Origin of the sequence: Gordonia hirsuta DSM 44140 = NBRC 16056 (genome assembly GCF_000333015.1) — a bacterium.
Lineage (GTDB): Bacteria > Actinomycetota > Actinomycetes > Mycobacteriales > Mycobacteriaceae > Gordonia > Gordonia hirsuta.
Map to the genome: position 1 here is coordinate 1 of NZ_BANT01000024.1, position 17,938 is coordinate 17,938.

At 67.2% G+C, this 17,938-nt stretch carries 18 protein-coding genes and 2 tRNA genes; 9 read left to right on the top strand and 11 right to left on the bottom strand.

Annotation, left to right across the window (positions count from 1 at the left end):
* A partial coding sequence (locus GOHSU_RS09505; protein WP_155821111.1) for a hypothetical protein occupies positions 1–377 on the bottom strand: 377 nt, incomplete at its 3' end.
* A 91-nt stretch (positions 378–468) separates the two neighbouring features.
* Between GOHSU_RS09505 and pknB the strand changes: the two genes are divergently transcribed.
* Positions 469–2,364: a Stk1 family PASTA domain-containing Ser/Thr kinase gene (gene pknB, locus GOHSU_RS09510; protein WP_005940407.1), complete on the top strand. Its 1,896-nt coding sequence runs from the start codon at positions 469–471 to the stop codon at positions 2,362–2,364.
* 7 nt (positions 2,365–2,371) lie between these two features.
* Here the strand turns inward: pknB and GOHSU_RS09515 are convergent, their stop codons facing one another.
* Positions 2,372–3,022 carry an aminodeoxychorismate/anthranilate synthase component II gene (locus tag GOHSU_RS09515; RefSeq protein ID WP_005940410.1) on the bottom strand — a complete coding sequence of 217 codons (651 nt, stop codon included), beginning with the start codon at positions 3,020–3,022 and terminating at the stop codon, positions 2,372–2,374.
* A 54-nt stretch (positions 3,023–3,076) separates the two neighbouring features.
* Here GOHSU_RS09515 and crgA point away from each other — a divergent pair, with 54 nt between their 5' ends.
* Together crgA and GOHSU_RS09525 are read left to right on the top strand one after the other, a co-directional pair.
* Entirely contained in the window at positions 3,077–3,373 is a 297-nt protein-coding gene (gene crgA, locus GOHSU_RS09520) for a cell division protein CrgA (protein ID WP_005940412.1), read from the top strand.
* 112 nt (positions 3,374–3,485) lie between these two features.
* Positions 3,486–3,938, top strand: coding sequence for a PH domain-containing protein (locus GOHSU_RS09525; protein ID WP_005940414.1), 453 nt, complete (start codon positions 3,486–3,488; stop codon positions 3,936–3,938).
* Positions 3,939–3,974: 36 nt separating this feature from the next.
* Here the strand turns inward: GOHSU_RS09525 and GOHSU_RS09530 are convergent, their stop codons facing one another.
* Entirely contained in the window at positions 3,975–4,709 is a 735-nt protein-coding gene (locus GOHSU_RS09530; RefSeq protein ID WP_005940416.1) for a rhomboid family intramembrane serine protease, read from the bottom strand.
* A 125-nt stretch (positions 4,710–4,834) separates the two neighbouring features.
* Complete coding sequence (locus GOHSU_RS09535) at positions 4,835–5,362, bottom strand: peptidylprolyl isomerase (RefSeq protein WP_024332898.1); 528 nt, start codon at positions 5,360–5,362, stop codon at positions 4,835–4,837.
* Positions 5,363–5,411: 49 nt separating this feature from the next.
* Here GOHSU_RS09535 and GOHSU_RS17025 point away from each other — a divergent pair, with 49 nt between their 5' ends.
* The 6 genes from GOHSU_RS17025 (at position 5,412) to GOHSU_RS09560 (ending at position 10,796) form a co-directional block, all read left to right on the top strand.
* Positions 5,412–5,552, top strand: a complete 141-nt coding sequence (locus tag GOHSU_RS17025; protein WP_169317527.1) for a hypothetical protein — start codon at positions 5,412–5,414, stop codon at positions 5,550–5,552.
* A gap of 1,065 nt (positions 5,553–6,617) precedes the next feature.
* Positions 6,618–6,911, top strand: a complete 294-nt coding sequence (locus GOHSU_RS16290; RefSeq protein WP_155821113.1) for a DUF4190 domain-containing protein — start codon at positions 6,618–6,620, stop codon at positions 6,909–6,911.
* The gene (locus GOHSU_RS09545) at positions 6,908–7,627 is read left to right on the top strand and encodes a cutinase family protein (protein WP_005940423.1); all 720 of its coding nucleotides are present in this window, start codon (positions 6,908–6,910) and stop codon (positions 7,625–7,627) included. The genes GOHSU_RS16290 and GOHSU_RS09545 overlap by 4 nt, the downstream gene beginning before the upstream one ends.
* Before the next feature lie 27 nt (positions 7,628–7,654).
* Positions 7,655–8,881, top strand: coding sequence for an alpha/beta hydrolase (locus GOHSU_RS09550; RefSeq protein WP_024332900.1), 1,227 nt, complete (start codon positions 7,655–7,657; stop codon positions 8,879–8,881).
* Positions 8,878–9,582: a cutinase family protein gene (locus tag GOHSU_RS09555; RefSeq protein WP_005940427.1), complete on the top strand. Its 705-nt coding sequence runs from the start codon at positions 8,878–8,880 to the stop codon at positions 9,580–9,582. Before GOHSU_RS09550 ends, GOHSU_RS09555 begins: the two co-directional genes overlap by 4 nt.
* A gap of 128 nt (positions 9,583–9,710) precedes the next feature.
* Positions 9,711–10,796, top strand: coding sequence for a DUF6670 family protein (locus tag GOHSU_RS09560; RefSeq protein ID WP_005940429.1), 1,086 nt, complete (start codon positions 9,711–9,713; stop codon positions 10,794–10,796).
* A 22-nt stretch (positions 10,797–10,818) separates the two neighbouring features.
* Here the strand turns inward: GOHSU_RS09560 and GOHSU_RS09565 are convergent, their stop codons facing one another.
* From GOHSU_RS09565 to gyrB, 7 genes are all read right to left on the bottom strand, one after another.
* The gene (locus GOHSU_RS09565; protein WP_155821115.1) at positions 10,819–11,136 is read right to left on the bottom strand and encodes a hypothetical protein; all 318 of its coding nucleotides are present in this window, start codon (positions 11,134–11,136) and stop codon (positions 10,819–10,821) included.
* A gap of 65 nt (positions 11,137–11,201) precedes the next feature.
* A complete protein-coding gene (locus GOHSU_RS09570) occupies positions 11,202–11,591 on the bottom strand; it encodes a transposase (RefSeq protein ID WP_024332902.1) in 390 nt (129 codons plus the stop codon).
* A gap of 280 nt (positions 11,592–11,871) precedes the next feature.
* Positions 11,872–11,944 (bottom strand) — tRNA-Ala (locus GOHSU_RS09575).
* Between the two features lie 26 nt (positions 11,945–11,970).
* Positions 11,971–12,047 (bottom strand) — tRNA-Ile (locus GOHSU_RS09580).
* Between the two features lie 68 nt (positions 12,048–12,115).
* Complete coding sequence (locus GOHSU_RS09585; RefSeq protein ID WP_005940436.1) at positions 12,116–12,643, bottom strand: DUF3566 domain-containing protein; 528 nt, start codon at positions 12,641–12,643, stop codon at positions 12,116–12,118.
* 503 nt (positions 12,644–13,146) lie between these two features.
* Entirely contained in the window at positions 13,147–15,678 is a 2,532-nt protein-coding gene (gene gyrA, locus GOHSU_RS09590) for a DNA gyrase subunit A (protein WP_005940441.1), read from the bottom strand.
* A gap of 77 nt (positions 15,679–15,755) precedes the next feature.
* Positions 15,756–17,816: a DNA topoisomerase (ATP-hydrolyzing) subunit B gene (gene gyrB, locus GOHSU_RS09595; protein ID WP_005940443.1), complete on the bottom strand. Its 2,061-nt coding sequence runs from the start codon at positions 17,814–17,816 to the stop codon at positions 15,756–15,758.
* Positions 17,817–17,938: the final 122 nt, after the last annotated feature.

A 17,938-nucleotide genomic window follows, 5' to 3' on the forward strand; every position in this document is an offset into this window, starting at 1 on the left:
CGGCCGCCCACCCGGGTCTCGACCGCCGCGACCTCGGCACCGGTCAGCCGGCCGCCCACGGCTCCGCAGCGTCGTCCGGCCGCACCCGTGGCCGACGACAGCTGGAGCACCGGCCACAAGGTGCTGGCCACCATTGCGGCACTGCTGCTGCTGGCCGCGATCGCGTTGATCGCCTTCTGGCTGCTGGACCCGTCGACGTCGGCGAACCGGCAGAACACCACACCGTCGATGTCGACCGAGACCACCACGACCACGCCCGACCGCGTCACCATCTCGGTGACCCGGCCGCCCGCGGAGGACAGTCCCTCACCGAGCCGGCCGTCGTCGGAGCCGAGCACGCCGTCCTCGGCGGAGCCCGAACCGACTTCCGAACCCACCGAATCGCCCGAGCCGCCGGAACCGCCGGGCCCCACACGTCCGGAGTGGCTGCCGCAGCTGCCCCAGCTTCCCGGGATCGGCGGGTAGGCCATGGCGCACGACGAACTGCTCGCCGACCGCTACGAGCTCGGTGAGGTGCTGGGTTTCGGCGGGATGTCCGAGGTGCAGTTCGCTCGGGACCTGCTGTTGCACCGGGACGTGGCGATCAAGATCCTGCGGCCCGATCTGGCCCGGGATCCGATGTTCTATCTGCGCTTCCGGCGGGAAGCCCAGAATGCGGCGAAGCTGAACCATCCCACGATCGTGCAGGTCTTCGACACCGGCGAGGCCGACACCGACGAGGGCCCGCTGCCGTTCATCGTGATGGAGTACGTCGACGGGGAGACCCTGCGCGATGTACTGCGGGCCAACGGTCCGATCGCGCCGCGTCAGGCGATGGCGTGGATGGCCGATGTGGCCGCAGCCATGGACTTCTCCCACCGCGCCGGGATCGTGCACCGCGATATGAAGCCGGCCAACGTGATGATCGACCACACCGGTGCGGTCAAGGTGATGGACTTCGGCATCGCCCGCGCGATGGACGACACCTCGGCGACGATGACCCAGACCTCGGCGGTGATGGGCACCGCCCAGTACCTCTCGCCGGAGCAGGCCCGCGGCATCAAGGTCGATCCGCGCAGCGACATCTATTCGATGGGCTGTGTGCTGTTCGAGCTGATCACCGGTGAGCCCCCGTTCACCGGTGACTCGCCCATCGCCGTCGCCCATCAGCATGTGCACGAGGATCCGCGCCGCCCCTCTCAGGTGAATCCGGACATCTCCCCGGAGCTGGACTCGGTCGTCATGAAGGCGATGAGCAAGAATCCGGCGAACCGCTACCAGACCTCGGCGGAGTTCCGTTCGGACCTGATCAAGGTAATCGCCGGCGGGAAGCCGTCGGCGCCGATGCTGCTCGACGACGACGATGAGGACCTGCTCGAGCTGCCCACCCGCGGCCTGGCCCCCACTACCGGGCGGCGCCGCGAAAGCCGGCACGGTCTGCCCGAGGAGGCCGGCGCCGGCCGCCACTCCCGCCGCCGGCGCGCGGCGGTGGCCACCATCGCCCTGGTCTCGATCCTGGCGATGACGCTGGCGCTGCTGGCCTGGTCGCCGTGGAGTGACGGCCAGCGGATCGCCATCCCCGAGGTGACCGGTCTGACCGGCAAGGCCGCCAAGGACAACCTGGAACAGTCCGGCTTCCGGGTCAAACAGCTGGCCGAATCCAGTCTCGATGTGGCCGAGGGTCTGGCCGTGCGTACTGCCCCCGGCAGTGGTGTCCCCACCCCGAAGGACTCCGAGGTCACGCTGTACGTGTCCTCCGGCCCGGAGCGACGACCCCTGCCCAACCTGCGCGGTAAGTCCGCCAAGGACGCCGAGGGGCAGCTGCGCAAACTCGGTTTCACCGAGATCAAGACCGAGAAGACCGAGTCGACCGCCGCCCTGAAGGACAAGGTGGTGCGCACCACCCCGGCGGCCGGCAGCGAGACCGCCGTCAACACGACCGTCGTGATGTTCCTGGGCACCGGCCCGCGCGAGGTGACCGTACCGAACCTGACCGGCCAGACCGAGGCGCAGGCGCGCACCGCCCTGGAACAGCTGGGCCTGGAGATGGCCATGGTGGAGGGCGATTCCGAGCGACCCGCCGGCCGAGTGGTCTCCTCGTCTCCGTCGACCGGTCAGACCGTGCTGGCGGGCAGCGTGGTGCAGGTGACCATCTCCCGCGGCAACATGTTCGTGGTCCCCGACCTGCGCGGTAAGACTCTGCCGCAGGCCCGGGCCGCCCTGACCGCGGCCGGGTGGACCGAGAGCACCATCACCACCACCCAGCGTCCGGTGGGGCTGGCGTCCCCCAACGCCGGGAGGGTGCTCAGTCAGACACCGTCGGCCGGCTCACAGATGCGCAAGGACGGGTCGGTGACCCTGGTGATCGGCCGCGCCGGCCTCTGACCGCGGTTCAGACGGAGCCGGTCAGCGCACCGGCCACCTCGGCCTCCAGGGCGGCGATCCGCGGTTCGGGTGTCTGCCGGCCGCACACGGCCAGCCAGTTCGCCAGCATCCGGTGCCCGCCCTGGGTCAGCACACTTTCGGGATGGAACTGCACGCTGTGGATCGGCAGGTCCCGGTGCCGCATCGCCATCACGATGCCGGACTCCGTGCGCCCGGTCACCTCGAGCTGCTCTGGCACGGTCTCGGGCAGTACCGTCAGGGAGTGGTAGCGCGTGGCCACGAAAGGATCGGGTAGCTCCGCCAGCACCCCGGTGCCGTCGTGGTGCACCAGCGAGGTCTTGCCGTGCAGCAGTTCCGGTGCCCGATCGACGGTGGCTCCGAAGGCCGCTCCGATCGCCTGGTGCCCCAGGCACACGCCCAGCAGCGGGGTGCCCGCGGCGGCGGCGACCGGAATGATCGGCATCGTCGCCCCGGCCCGCTCCGGCACACCCGGTCCCGGGGACAGCAGGATTCCGTCGTACTGTCCGACCACCGCCGGCAGATCCTCCAGCCGCGCATCGTCGTTACGCCAGACCTCGGCGCGCACCCCGAGCTGACCCAGGTACTGGACCAGGTTGTAGACGAAGCTGTCGTAGTTGTCGATGACGAGAATGCGCACGCAGCCAGGTTATCGGTTTGCCGCCGGTGACCGCCGCTGGGTTACCGTAGACACATGCCTAAGTCAAAGGTGCGTAAGAAGACCGACTACACGATCAACCCGGCCTCGCGGACACCGGTGAAGGTCAAGGCCGGCCCGTCCGGTGTCGTGTACCAATCGGTCATGTTCGGTTTCATGCTCGTGGGTCTGGCGTGGCTGCTGGTCTTCTATCTGGCCGCGTCCAACGACAGCCGGCCCGTCGCCCAGGAGGGTGGCTGGCTGCACTGGATGTACAACCTGGGTCAGTGGAACATGCTGATCGGCTTCGGTCTGGGCGTCATCGGTCTGCTGATGACCATGGGCTGGCGCTGACCTGCAGGAAGTCACCGCATCCAGTGTGAATTACATGTGTGTAAGTAATCCACACTGTGGAAACTACATGTGTGTAACTCATCCAGATGTGGACAACTTCTGTGGATAACTTGTGAACAGTTCCGCCTCCGCACCGCAGCGCTGGGCCACACCCGTCCCGGCAGCCCTGGCCCTGCTGGGTTTGGGCGTCGCGCTGGCCGTCGCCTCGGCCGCGTCGTACACCGATCTTCTGGCGGTGGTCTTTCTGGGGATCGCCGCTTTCGGCGTGGTGGTCGCCGGGGTGATCGCACTCGTGCGCCGCCCCCGGCTGATGCTCGGTCCCGGTGCCCAGTTGCGGGTGGGCACCATCCGCGGCCCGCTCACCCTGACTCCGGCCGATGTCGTCTCTATCGAGTTGCTGGGCACCCGGCGCCTGGCCTTCCGGAGCCAGCAATTGCTGATCGAGGACGCCGGCGGCCGCCTGCTGGTCTTCGGCCGATGGGATCTGGGCGAGGATCCTCGGCGCGTGGCCGAGGAACTGGCTGCGGCGGGCTTTCCGCTGCGCGACCGGCTGCCCGGCGGCTGAAGCACCGCCGGGCCGGAACCGGTCAGCTGTCGCCGGTCACAGGCTCAGCGTGGTCATCACGCCGGCGCCGATCGCGACGGAGAGCACCAGCAGCACGATCAGCCCGGCCCAGCCGGTGCGGGAGACGCGGGCGGCCGTCCGCTGATCCGGCGGCAGCACCACGATCGGTAGCCACAACACCGCCAAGGCGCCGAGCGCACCGAAGGCCAGCCCGCCCAGGTGCGCCCACAGAGAGATGCCCGGGATACTGATCGACATCACGATGTTCAGTCCGATCACCACCAGGACCGAGGTCGCCGGCAGTTTCAGGCGCAGCACCACCACCAGGAGCGCACCCATCAGTCCGTAAATGGCACCCGAGGCACCGACGGTGGGGGCCGGCCCCTGCTGGAACAGCAAGACCGCGGCGCTGCCGCCGAATAGGCTCATCAGGTAGATCGTCAGATAGCGCGCCGGGCCGAACAGCCGCTCCAGCTCCCGGCCGACGATGTACAGCGAGATCATGTTGAGCGCGAGGTGCGGCACGCTCGAGTGCAGGAAACCCGAGGTGAGCAGCCGCCAGTATTCGAACACAAGATGACGATTTGAGTAGAGCGCACCGTCGTTCATGATCGACGACGCCTTCGCGTTGCCGACGCTCTGTGCCATCGCGGCAGCGAAGAGCACCAGGTTGACCGCGATCAGCCCGTAGGTGACCACCGGGGCCCGATTGGTGTGCTCGGCGACCTGCGGGGCGGTCCCGACCCGCGCGCCGGCGCTCTCGCGAGCCACGCAATCCCGGCAGTGCTGGCCGACCGGGGCCGGCGTAAGGCAGTCCGGACACGCCGACCGCCCGCACCGCGAACAAGAGAGCGCGGTGGGGCGGTCGGGATGCCAGGAGCAGGTGTTCTGCACCGTCAGTTGATCTCGATGCTCTCGATCACAACGTCGTCGACCGGACGGTCGCCACGGTCGGTGGCCACGGTGCCGATGGCGTCGACCACGGCACGCGAATCGGCGTCGGTCACCTCACCGAAGATGGTGTGCTTGCGGTTCAGGTGCGGGGTCTTGACGGTCGTGATGAAGAACTGCGAGCCGTTGGTGCCCGGTCCGGCATTGGCCATGGCCAGCAGGTACGGGCGATCGAACTGCAGATCCGGGTGGAACTCGTCGTCGAAGCGGTAACCCGGGCCGCCGCGGCCGGTGCCGGTCGGGTCGCCGCCCTGAATCATGAAGTTGTCGATGATGCGGTGGAAGATACTGCCGTCGTAGAACGGTCCGCTGTCGCCGCCTTTCGCGTTCTGGGTCGAGTATTCGCGAGAGCCGTCGGCCAGGCCGACGAAGTTCGCGACGGTCTTGGGCGCCTGGTCTTCGAAGAGATCGATGACGATGTCGCCTCGGTTTGTGTGCAGGGTTGCGGTCTTCTTTTCACTCACGCCGTCCATACAACCACGTCGGCGCGCATGCGATCGGTGGACCTGGCACGCTGTAGACATGTCGAAGAACGCCGCCGCTGTCGCCGCCGTTTCCCTTCTGGCCGTTTTCGCCGCTGCGATCAGTGTGGTGCTGCGCCGGGCCCGGACCGAGCATCCCCCGGTCTCACCGACCGTTCCGCGCCTGGAAGACCTCAGCTGACCTGCACCCACCCGGACACGGACGTCCCCGTATCGGCCCGGCTTGAACTCGCCGCCGGCGGTGAACGGGTAGTTTAGTTCTGTGGCATCCGAAGAATCACGTGCTCCCGCAACGCCTCCGGTCCCGGAGTCTGAGCGTCCGGACACTCCGCCGGACGACGGCGCCGGTGAGGGCAGCGGCCTGATCTCGCCGCCGTGGGAACGAACGTCCAGCGGGCCGCTACCACCGATCACGATTCGCGATCCGCAGACGGCGACGGCACAGACCCCCGCGTCTCCGCTGCAAGGATCGTCGGCTCCGCGGGAATCGTCGCCGAGTCGACCCCAGCCCGGGGCCCCGACGCCGACACCTCCGCAGACCCAGCCGTCCGCACAACCCCGCGGCCGACACAGCGGCCCGATCCCGACCCAGCCGGCCGCAACCGCGGGTCCACAGACACCGGGCGACGCTTCCGGTCCGTCGTCGGGTCCGCAGCCGACCGCTCCGCAGAACCAGCCGGCAGCGCCCTCGGGGCCACCACCCCAAGCGCGAGCGCCGCAGAGCCCGGCCCCGCAGCAACAGGCGCAGCCGCACTCGGCTCCCCCGAACCAGGCCCGACAGAACCAGGCTCCCCAGAACCAGCCGCAGCCCAACCAGCCCAAGCCGAACCAGCCGCAGCCCAACCAGGCGCCCGGTGCCTCGGGAATGCCACCGTCACCGGCCTCCGGGCCGCAGCCGGCGGCCCGTTCGCCCCATGCCGGAACTGCGCCGCAGAACTCGCCCTCGCAGACGGCCCCGCCGCGTCCGCACCAGGGTGCGCCGGAGCAACAGGCGTCCCGGCAACCAGCGGCCCAGCAACAGACCGTGCCGCGTCAGCAGGCCGATGCGGGGCGGGCACCAGCGGACGCCCCTGCCGCCCCGACGCAGGCCCTGCCGAAGACCGGTGAGGGTCCGGCGGTGACTCCGCCGCGGGCGTACTCGCAAATGCCCTCCAGCCCGGAATCCGAGGGCGCACGAACCACCGCCTATTCCGCCGAGCGGCCGGCGCCGGCCGCTGCCCCGACAGCGAAGGGAACCGCAACCACCGTGGCCTCAGGTACCCAGAGCAGACCGCGCTCCGGCCCGATCAAGACCCCAGCCAACGGCACACCGAACAAGCCGTTCAGCCGTACCGCGATCGCCGGCTTCGTCCTATCGGGTCTGGGTTTTCTGCTCCTCACCGCACCCGTTGGGCTGTGGCTGGGCTATCGCGGTTGTGAGGAGACCGCCGACGGCCGAGTCGACGGTCGCCCCTTCGCCAAATGGGCGGTCTACCTGGGCTGGCTCTGGGTCGCCTTCTGGATCCTCGCCCTGATCACCTACCTGTGGATTCTGTTATGAAAATCGTTCGTCTTCCGGCGATCCTGCTGACCGCGCTGCTGGCCGTCACCGGTGTGCTGACCATCGGCGCGGGTCCGTCCTCGGCAGCCCCGGGTTGTCCCGATGTGCAGGTCGTCTTCGCCCGCGGCACCCTGGAAGGCGGTGCTCCGGTGGGCTTCACCGGCCAGTCCTTCGCAGCCGCCCTGGACAACCGGTTGGCTGGAAAGTCGGTTCGCACCAGCGCCGTGCGCTACCCCGCCAGCGGTAACTTCAACAACCGCGTCGCCTTTGTACAGAACGTCGTCACCGGTATCCGGAACGCCCAGGCCCAGATCCTGTCGACCATCCGCCGCTGTCCCGGAACCGACATCGTGCTCGGCGGCTACTCGCAGGGTGCGGCCGTCGTGGCGTACGCGGTCGCCGATCGCTTCGACATCCCCGCCAAGTATGAGCGCTACCGCTCGCAGGCCCCCGATCCGTTGCCGTCCGAGGTCGCCCGGCACATCTCCGCGGTGGTCCTGTTCGGGCCGCCCTCGGCACGCTGGCTGCGCGATATCGGCGCTCCGCCGATCCGGACCGGCGGCGCCTACCGCGGAAAGACGGCGCGGTACTGCAACGGCGGTGACAACGTGTGCGACGGCGCACCGGTGGGTCAGCCGACAGCGGTCCACGTCCTGTATTCCGTCGACGGCACCACCGTGCGGGCGGCGGACTTCTCTGCTCGTCGCATCCGCTGACCTCCCGCTCGGGCTATCGTGAGTGCCATGGTGATGGCAGATCGTCCGGGTGTCGCTACGGCGAGCGGCCCGATTACAGCCCTGGCGATGGTGGGACTCGCCGACAATATGCTCAACGGATTGGCGCGGGTCCCCTTCCAGCGACCGCTGTCCGGCCCCGGAGGCATCCTGGACAACATCGGTCAGTCGGTGACCCGCCAGGCGATCCGCTCGTTCCTGGGCTATTCGGTGAGTCTGCCGATCGACGAGTTCCGGTCGATGGAGAAGATCCTCGACAGACTCAGCGGCGCGGTACTCACCCCGGTCGTCAGCACCTTCGGCGGGGTGGAGATCGTCCCCGACGTGGTCGGCGGTCAGGAAGGCGTGTGGTGCCGGGTCAAACCCGAGGTGGCCTCCCGGGACGACGAGACCCACCACCTCGACCGTTCACGCACCATCCTGTACCTGCACGGCGGCGGCTACTTCGGCACCACGCCGAAGATGTACACCATGTTCGCCGCTGCCCTGGCCCGCCTGACCGGCTGCGAGGCCTTCATCCCCGACTACCGCATGTCGCCGGAGTTTCCGTTCCCGGCGGGCATGCTCGACGCCGCCGATGTCTACCAGGGCCTGCTCGATCGCGGCATCGACGCCGAGAACCTGATCGTGGCCGGCGACTCCGGCGGCGGCGGCCTGGCGACCTCGCTGATGGTGCACCTGCACGAGCAGAACATGCCCAAACCGCACGCGCTGGTGCTGTTCTCCCCGGAAGTGGACCTGGACTTCTCGCAGGAGTCGGTGATGAAGAACGCGCCCTACGATGTGCTGCCGTGGAACATCCCGGTCACCTCGTACCTGCGCGGCATCCAGCCTAACGACCGTCGGGTTTCGGCGGTGTTCAGCAATCCGCAGTCGGAATGGTTCCCGGCGACCTTCGTCTGCTGGGGTGAGGACGAGATGTTCCGTGATTCCATCGAGGAATTCGTGCAGGCGCTGCGCGACGGCGGCGTCGCGGTGCGGGCGATGGAAGAGCCGGGCATGTTCCACGTCTTCCCGATCCTGATGCCCTGGAGTGAGGCCGCCAAACGCGTCCTGCGGGAGATCGCCCGGCTGGCCGCCTCGGACACCCAGGATGCGGCCGACGAAGCGGAGAACGAACGCCGTGCCCAGGCGGCAGCGGCCGAAGATGCTAGCGAGAGCGCTGATACAGCCCGCGGCGTCAACGGCACTGATCTGAACCTGGCCGACATCGAGCTGGAGACCTCAGCCGAATGAGCCGCCGACTTCTCCTGGTGGTGGCCACAGTGCTGCTGACCGCCGGCCTGGCCGCCCCGATGAGCGCCGGTCAGGCCCATGCTGCTCGCTGCGCCGATGTGCACCTGCTGTTCGCCCGCGGCACCGAAGAGGCGGGCGGAAAGATCGGGAACACCGGGCAAGCGATGTACCGGTCCCTGGTCGCACGCTTCCCGAACAAGGACGTCCGCGTGTCCCCGATCCGGTACCGGGCCAGCGGGGACTTCGCCGCGGGCACCCAATTCCTGCGCACCGTCTCGGCCGGAGTACGTAATGCGCAGAATCAGCTGCAGCGGCTGGCTACCAGTTGCCGCAAGACCAAGATCGTTCTGGGCGGCTTCTCCCAGGGCGGTGTGATCGTGACCTATGCGGCCAGCGACCAGATTCTGGGTCCCCAGCTGATCGTCGGCGAGATGCCCAGCATGCTGTCGGCAGACGTGTCCCGGCGCGTGGCCGGCGTCGTCACCTTCGGCGCTCCGGGTGACCGGTGGTTCCGGGAGGTGGGTGTCCCGCCGATGCGGACCGGCGCGGCCTACCGGCACAAGACACGCAAGTACTGCATCCGCGGGGACAACATCTGCGACGGCGGTCCGGTGAACCGGCCAAACACCGTACACGGCAACTACTCGCGCAACGGGATGACCGGCGCGGCCGCCGATTTCGTCGCCCGCTACGTGCGCTGAGTCATCGATCTGCGGGCCGGAGCGGTTGTGATCCAGCCCGCAGACGGACTAAGCGTGCCCACTTGCCGGGACATCCTGTCCACAGGGCGTCGTTGCGTTTATCTGTAACGTCTAGTTACGGTTACGGCATGGCTCAGATCTTCTCGTCAGCGTTGGCTCGGCTGCTCATCGACGGCGCCCTGCCGCTTCTCGATTCGCGGCTGGCCGCATCGACGACGCCCTACACCGGATCCCCCGCCATGATCCCGCACGTCGAGTCACGTGCCCGGTCGATGGTGCATTACGGAATCTTTGTGCCGAAGCTGCCCGAGCCCTACCGGTACCTCAACACCATGACCCTCATCGGCTCGACCGGTACGGAGATCTTCGACAACGACGCCCTGGTGGCCCCCGATGCACGCAATACGACGACGGTCCTGAGCACCACAGCGGCCGACGATCAGTACTTCTATCGTGCCTACGATGCGGCGACCGACTGTGACTTCGCCGCCGACGGCAGCCATCTGCGCTGGGGCGGCGAACTCACCATCGACGTGGCCGAGTCGCGGGCGCACATCCTAGGCCGCTACCCGGATTTCTCTGTGGAACTCACCTCGACGATCACCGATCAGGTGTCGTATTTCATCCGCACACCGATCTACGACCATCTCAGCCTGCTGGCGCCCTTCGAGGGGACCATCACCGACGCCGACGGAACGACCCCCGTTTCCGGGCTCGGCACCTTCGAATACGCCCACGCGATCACGCCTCAAGCGCTGACGGGCCGCCCGTTTCCGGGGCCGCTGAAACTGCCGGCCGACTTCTTCACCTACCAGATCATCGAGCTCGATGAGCGCACCCAGCTGTTGCTGACCTGCGTCAGTGTCCGGGGTGCCGTCGCTTGCCTGCTGGTGCATATCCGCGTCCTCGGCGAGTCGACACGGGTGCTCGATGAGGTGACCTTCGAGGTCGGCGAATACGCCGACGACCTGGTCGACGAATGGGGCCGCCCGATGCGGATGCCGGCACACATGCGCTGGATCGCTCGCCAGGACGGCCGCGAGGTGCTGCGGCTGGATGCGGTCCCGGACAGCACCTGGCGGTTCGGCCACGGCCGGGGCTATGTCGGCGCCTACAGCTATGCCGGCCGGTTCCTCGACGACGACGTCACCGGTAGCGGATACATCGAATGGGTCGACACCCAGCGGAATCCGCGCCGATCTTGGGGCCGGTGAGGGCCAGAAACGAGGAAGGTCGCTACCACCGAAATGGGTAATAGCGATCTTCTCCGGCAAGCTGTAGGTCCCGGATCTCCGGCCGCGGCGCCACACCGGATCGGCAGACGCTGCACCTGACCGACAGCACCTCCGCACCCGGCTCAGAACACACGTAGGTGCCCTCGTCGGGGAGCTGGGCGTAGATCTCCAGCGGCGCCTGGTCGACGAACCGGTCGCAGTTGAGCAGGGTGAGCACGTACTGGCGTTCGGCCACGGTAAGCCTGTTCACCGGCGCCTTGGCCACCACCGGGATCGGTGTCGAGCGTTTCTTGTCCCGGGCAGCGGTCGACCGCGTCACCGACGTCAAAGTCGTTGCGTCCCTGGTGCTCACACCGGCCGCGGTCAGATCGTGATGGGCGCCCTTCAACGCTTCTTGCGCGGCTCGTCGGTGTCCGCGCTCTCGGAGAGTGACTCCAAGAGCGCGTGCGCTTTTCCCATGATGTCCAGGGCGGTCTCGGTCGTCTCGAGTCGCTTGTTCGCGCGGGCGAGCTCGCGTTTGAGGCGGGCGATCTCGGCCTGCTCGGCGGTGAGCTTGCCGATCTTCGCGCCGGCGGGCTTGCCGTCGAGCACCCCGGCATCGCGTTGCTTGCGCCACTCGCTGATCAGCGACGAGTACAAGCCCTCGCGACGCAAGTACGCACCGCCCTCGTTGCTCTTGCAGGCCTGCTCGTACGCGGCCAGATGGGCGAGTTTGGCCGCCGGGGTGAACGTGCGCCGGCGAGGGCCGTCGGCACGAGGATGCAAGGACTCCATGCGGTCATTGTCCCCGGCCGAAGCCAGGCTGGAAATCGTCATCGTCAGGTTGATCGATATCTCGCCCTGCAGGCGTGGTTGCTGTGAACCGTTGGACTCAACTCCCCCTGACACGCAGGGATCGACGAACTGCAGTCCAACAGCTCTCTGGACAACAGCAGTCAGACGCACACGGCAACAACCGGTCGGGATCCGATCTGGGCCTAACTCCAGCGAGGTCACGGCAACCGAAAGGGCATATCCAAACTCATCACTGGGACTTGTCCAAATATGCCTCTTGTGGAGCCTAGGAGATTCGAACTCCTGACATCCGCCTTGCAAAGGCGGCGCTCTACCAACTGAGCTAAGGCCCCTGACCGGTGTGAACCGGAAGGATTCTTGGTGGGCCTAGGAGGACTTGAACCTCCGACCTCTTCGTTATCAGCGAAGCGCTCTAACCGCCTGAGCTATAGGCCCGTGAACCGAGATGGAACATTACCCGACAGTGCAGCAGCAGACAAAACCGCTGGTCAGACGGAACAGGATCAGTCCAGGTCTGCCAGGGTTACTTCGAAGCCACCGACCACATCGGCGCACACGTTGTAGATGTACGCCATGATCGTTGCGAGCGCGGTGAGGATCACCGCAGCGAAGATTCCGAACAGCGCCGAGAAACCGAAGACCTGGCCGGCGGTGAGCAGGTCGCCGCCCTCACTGGTGCCGTCAGCGCTGACGATGGTCGCGAACGAGGAGTTGATCTGATCCCAGACGCCCATTCCGGCCAGGACACCGTAGAGGACCGCGATCGCGATCATCCAGATCAGGAACCCTGCGACGGCCAGCACACCGGTCACCTTGAAGATCGACCAAGGATCGACGCGACGCACCTGAACGGCCGCGCGCAAGGGAGTGCCGATGGTCGACGACGCCGGAATCCTGCGCACAGCCGCCCGTCCGGCCGGATCGGTGCCGGCGCCTACCCGGTGGATGGTGTCCAGATCAGGACGCTCGGTCCCGGCGAGTGCGTCACCGGCACCCGCGGGACCGGTCGGCTCAGCAGAGCGCGACGGCACAGGTCCCCGAACTCCTGGCACTGCGGCCGGCATGGCCGTGGTCGGGGCCGCGGAGGGCGTCTGCTGCTGGGGCTGCGCAGGCTGTTGGGGCTGCTGCGGTGCCGCCGGACGGTTCTGCGGTGCCGCGGGACCCTGCTGCGAGCCGGTCGGCGCCGCGGGAGCACTCGCTGCCTGGGGGGGGCTTCGACCCCGGACCCTTAGCCGGTCCGCCCGGCGCCTCGGGGGCTGCCGGTCGGGTCCGCTTGTTCTGTCCCCCGGCGTCGGCCGGGCCTGTCGGGCCGGCCGACGGCGGTCCGACCGGCGGGAATTCCGCGCCGGCGGCGGCCGCCTTCGCCATCTGACCGGCGGTCATCGCCGTGGTGGGCGTGGCCGAGGTGGTCTCCCCACGCTTCCACGGCGGCGTGACCTTACCGGCTCGGGGCGAGTCGGCCGGCTCGTTCGCTTTGCTCACTGAAGAGTCCTCACTGACGGGTTCCTCACAACCCTAATCGCTGCTCCAGGGTTTACGTGGTTTCCGCGTCGGCCTCGTCATCGACCTCGTCGGCGTTGCGGGCGATCGCCAGCAGACTGTCACCCTCACCCAGATTCATCAGGCGCACGCCCTTGGTCTGCCGACCGGCCTTGCGTACCTGCTTGGCCAGGGTCCGGATCACGCCTCCGCCGGAGGTGATGGCGTAGATCTCGCTGTCCAGATCCACGATGAGGGCACCGACCAGTTCACCACGCTTGGGGTCGTACTGGATCGTCAGCACGCCCTTACCGCCGCGGCCCTGTGCGGTGTATTCGTCGATATCGGTGCGCTTGGCGTAGCCGCCGGAGGTCGCCACCAGCAGGAACGTGTCCGGCTGGACGACGTTGAGCGACAGCAGCTCGTCGTCGGTGTTGAAACGCATCCCCTGCACACCGGAAGTCTGCCGGCCCATCGGCCGCAGGGTCTCGTCGTCGGCATGGAAACGGATCGACTGGCCCTTCTTGGAGACCAGCAGCAGATCGTCGTCGGCGCTGCACAGCTGCGCACCCACCAGCTCGTCGTCGCCCCGCAGATTGATCGCGGCGATGCCGCCGGACCGGTTGGAGTCGAACGCCTCGAGCGCCGACTTCTTGACCAAGCCGTTGCGCGTGGCCAGCACCAGGTACGGCGCGTCCTCGTAACCGCTGATGCGGATGACCTGGGCGATGCGTTCCTCGGGCTGGAAGGCCAGCAGGTTCGCCACGTGCTGGCCGCGCGCGGTCCGGTTGGCCTCGGGCAGCTCGTACGCCTTGGCGCGATAGACCCGGCCCTTGGTGGTGAAGAACAGCAGCCAGTCGTGGGTACTGGTGACAAAGAAGTGGGCGACGATGTCATCCTGCTTGAGGCCGGCACCCTGCACACCCTTCCCGCCGCGCTTCTGGCTGCGGTACAGATCGGTCTTGGTGCGTTTGGCGTATCCGGTCTCGGTGATGGTGACCACCACGTCTTCGCGCGCGATCAGATCCTCGTCGGCTACATCGCCTTCGGCGGCGATGATCTGCGTGCGACGGTCGTCGCCGTACTTGTCGACGACCTCCTGCAGTTCGTCGCGCACGATGGCGCGCTGCCGCTCCGGCCGGGCCAGGATGTCCTTCAGGTCGGCGATCTCGCGCTCGATCTCGGCGAGCTCGTCGATGATCTTCTGCCGCTCCAGAGCCGAGAGGCGGCGCAGCTGCATCGCCAGGATCGCATCGGCCTGGATCTCGTCGATGTCGAGCAGACCCATCAGCCCGGTGCGGGCCTCCTCGGTATTCGCCGAGGCGCGGATCAGGGCGATCACCTCGTCGAGGGCATCGAGTGCCTTGACCAGACCGCGCAGAATGTGGGCGCGCTCCTCGGCCTTGCGCAACCGGTACCGGGTGCGCCGGACGATGACGTCGATCTGGTGGGAGACGTAGAAACGGATCATCTGATCCAGCCGCAGGGTGCGCGGCACACCCTCGACGATGGAGAGCATGTTGGCGCCGAAGTTCGTCTGCAGCTGTGTGTGCTTGTACAGGTTGTTGAGCACCACGCGGGCGACCGCGTCGCGGCGCAGGGTGATCGCGATCTTCAGCCCGGCACGGTCCGAGGACAGGTCGTCGATCTTGCTGATGCCCTTGAGGCGGCCGTCGTTGATCTGCTCACCGATGTTGTGGATCAGGTTGTCGATGTTCACCTGATACGGCAGCTCGGTGACGATGAGTTGGGTGGTGCCCTTGTTCTCTTCGATCTCCACGACGCTGCGCATGCGGATGCTGCCGCGACCGGTGGTGTAGGCATCCCGGATGCCCTGGCTGCCCACGATCAGGCCGGCCGTCGGGAAGTCGGGGCCCTTGACCGCGTCCATGCAGGCGGCCAGGGTGGCTTCCTCGTCGGCTTCCGGGTTCTCGAGCGCCCAGAACACCGCCGCCGCCACTTCCCGCAGGTTGTGCGGCGGGATGTTGGTGGCCATGCCGACGGCGATACCGCCGGAACCGTTGATCAGCAGGTTCGGGATGCGCGACGGCAGGACCGTCGGTTCTTCGGTCTTACCGTCGTAGTTCGGGACGAAGTCGACGGTCTCCTCGGTGATGTCGCGGAGCATCTCCATCGCCAGCGGAGTCAACCGGGCCTCGGTGTACCGCATGGCGGCGGCACCGTCGTTGCCGCGCGAACCGAAGTTGCCCTGGCCGTCGATCAGCGGGTAGCGCAGCGACCACGGCTGGGCCAGTCGCACCAGCGCGTCGTAGATCGAGCTGTCGCCGTGCGGATGGTAGTTACCCATCGTCTCCGAGACCGGGCGCGCCGACTTCACGTGGGCGCGGTCGGGCCGGAAGCCGGCGTCGAAGGAGGCGTACAGGAGACGACGATGCACCGGCTTGAGCCCGTCGCGGACCTCCGGCAGCGCACGACCGACGATCACACTCATCGCGTAGTCGATGTAGCTGTTCTGCATCTCCTGCCCGAGATCGACGGGCAGGATCCGGTCGTGGGTCACGCCGGCATCGTTATGGGTTTCGTCCGCGTCGCCGTCGGCGCCGGGCACGTTGGTTTCATCGCTCATGAGAACACTTTCTGGTTTCGACGGGGCTCAGCCGTTCGGCGGTGAGCTCCGGCGGCGGTGTGGCTTCGCTTCGACGATCAGACGTCGAGGAAGCGGACGTCCTTGGCATTGCGTGCGATGAAGCCACGCCGGGCCGCGACGTCCTCGCCCATCAGGATGGAGAACAGTTCGTCGGCGGCGGCGGCATCGTCGAGGGTGACCTGCTTGAGCACCCGGGTGGCCGGATCCATGGTGGTCTCCCACAGCTCGCTGGCGTTCATCTCGCCCAGACCCTTGTACCGCTGGATGCCGTCGTCGGTGTTGATCTTCTTGCCGGCTGCGCGTCCGGCCTCGAGCAGTACGTCGCGCTCGCGATCGCTGTAGGCGAACTCGGGGGCCGCACCCTTCTGCCACTTGAGCTTGTACAGCGGCGGCTGCGCCAGATACACGTGGCCGTGCTCGATGAGCGGGCGCATGAAGCGGAACAGCAGCGTCAGCAGCAGCGTCGCGATGTGCTGACCGTCGACGTCGGCGTCGGCCATCAGCACGATCTTGTGGTAGCGCAGCTTGGCCAGGTCGAACTCGTCGTGGATGCCGGTGCCGAAGGCGGTGATGATCGACTGGACTTCGACGTTCTTCAGGACGCGGTCGATGCGCGCTTTCTCGACATTGATGATCTTGCCGCGGATCGGCAGGATCGCCTGGTGCATCGAGTCGCGGCCCGATTTGGCGCTGCCGCCGGCCGAGTCGCCCTCCACGATGTAGACCTCGCACTTGCTGGGGTCGTTGCTGCGGCAGTCGGCGAGCTTGCCCGGCAGACCGCCGATGTCGGTGGCGGTCTTACGGCGCACCAGTTCGCGGGCGCGGCGCGCGGCCAGGCGGGCCTGCGCCGAATCGACGGCCTTGCGCACGATGATCTTGGCTTCGGCCGGATTGGCCTCGAACCAGTGGCCCAGATGCTCGTTGCAGGCCTTCTGCACAAAGCTCTTGACCTCGGTGTTGCCGAGCTTGGTCTTGGTCTGGCCCTCGAACTGCGGATCGGCGACCTTGACCGAGATCACCGCGGCCAGACCCTCGCGGATATCGTCACCGGAGAGTTTGCCGTCCTTCTCTTTGACCAGTTTCTTGTCCAGGGCGTACTTGTTGACGGTGCTGGTCAGCGCCGCACGGAAACCCTCTTCGTGGGTGCCGCCTTCGTGGGTGTTGATGGTGTTGGCAAAGGTGTGCACCGATTCGGAATAGCCCGAATTCCATTGCATCGCGATCTCGACCTCGTGGCCGGTGCCCTTGACGTCGAACCCGACCACCGTCTGGTGGATCGGCGTCTTGGTCCGGTTCAGGTGCTTGATGTAGTCGACCAGACCGTCGGGGTAGTGATAGGTCCGGGTGCGGACGGTGACGACCTGCTCGGCCTTCTCCTCCTCGGACTTGATGGTCTCGGCCTGCTCCGGACCGTCCACATCCATCGTCGCTTCGACCACGGCGTCCTCGACGGAAATCCGGTCGTCGGTCAGCGTCATGGTCAGGCCCTTGTTGAGGAAGGCCATCTCCTGCAGGCGCCGGGCAACGGTTTCGGCGTTGAACTCGGTGGTCTCGAAGATCGTCGGGTCTGGCCAGAAACGCACGGTGGTTCCGGTGCCGGTGGTCTCGCCGACCTTGATCAGCGGACCGGGCGTGGCGTCGGTGTACTCCTGGGTCCAGATGTGACCGTCGCGTTTGATCTCCAGCTGCACCTTGGTCGACAGCGCGTTGACCACCGAGATACCGACCCCGTGCAGACCACCGGAGACGGCATAGGAATCGGAGTCGAACTTTCCGCCGGCGTGCAGCTGGGTCATGATGACCTCCACCGCCGGGACGCCGGTGGCGTGCATCCCGACGGGCATACCGCGACCGTCATCGACCACTTCCAGTCCCCCGTCGGCCATCAGGGTGACGTCGACGCGACTGGCATAGCCGGCCATCGCCTCGTCCACCGAGTTGTCGACGACCTCCCAGATCAGATGATGCAGACCGCGCTCACCGGTGGAACCGATGTACATACCGGGACGCTTGCGGACGGCTTCGAGTCCCTCGAGGATGCTGATGGATTCGGCACCGTATTCGGCGGGCTTGGACTTGCTGGGCTTCTTCGACTCGGACTTGCTGGTGTCGGCCACGGGACGCGTCCACTCCTTCTTGTGCAGGACAGTTACCGACAGTGTACTTCGAACTCGTCCGCAACCGTGCTTCGCCACGGCCTAACTGCGCCAGAGGGCGCCGAATCTGCCGAGAACGCCTC

What these genes read in the sequence shown, in the direction of transcription:
- GOHSU_RS09555 (WP_005940427.1), top strand. Translation starts at nt 8,878, where the DNA reads ATGAGCCGCCGACTTCTCCTGGTGGTGGCCACAGTGCTGCTGACCGCC.
- crgA (WP_005940412.1), top strand. Translation starts at nt 3,077, where the DNA reads ATGCCTAAGTCAAAGGTGCGTAAGAAGACCGACTACACGATCAACCCG.
- GOHSU_RS09560 (WP_005940429.1), top strand. Translation starts at nt 9,711, where the DNA reads ATGGCTCAGATCTTCTCGTCAGCGTTGGCTCGGCTGCTCATCGACGGC.
- GOHSU_RS09570 (WP_024332902.1), bottom strand. Translation starts at nt 11,591, where the DNA reads ATGGAGTCCTTGCATCCTCGTGCCGACGGCCCTCGCCGGCGCACGTTC.
- GOHSU_RS09545 (WP_005940423.1), top strand. Translation starts at nt 6,908, where the DNA reads ATGAAAATCGTTCGTCTTCCGGCGATCCTGCTGACCGCGCTGCTGGCC.
- gyrA (WP_005940441.1), bottom strand. Translation starts at nt 15,678, where the DNA reads ATGAGCGATGAAACCAACGTGCCCGGCGCCGACGGCGACGCGGACGAA.
- GOHSU_RS09550 (WP_024332900.1), top strand. Translation starts at nt 7,655, where the DNA reads ATGGTGATGGCAGATCGTCCGGGTGTCGCTACGGCGAGCGGCCCGATT.
- GOHSU_RS17025 (WP_169317527.1), top strand. Translation starts at nt 5,412, where the DNA reads ATGTCGAAGAACGCCGCCGCTGTCGCCGCCGTTTCCCTTCTGGCCGTT.
- pknB (WP_005940407.1), top strand. Translation starts at nt 469, where the DNA reads ATGGCGCACGACGAACTGCTCGCCGACCGCTACGAGCTCGGTGAGGTG.
- GOHSU_RS09535 (WP_024332898.1), bottom strand. Translation starts at nt 5,362, where the DNA reads ATGGACGGCGTGAGTGAAAAGAAGACCGCAACCCTGCACACAAACCGA.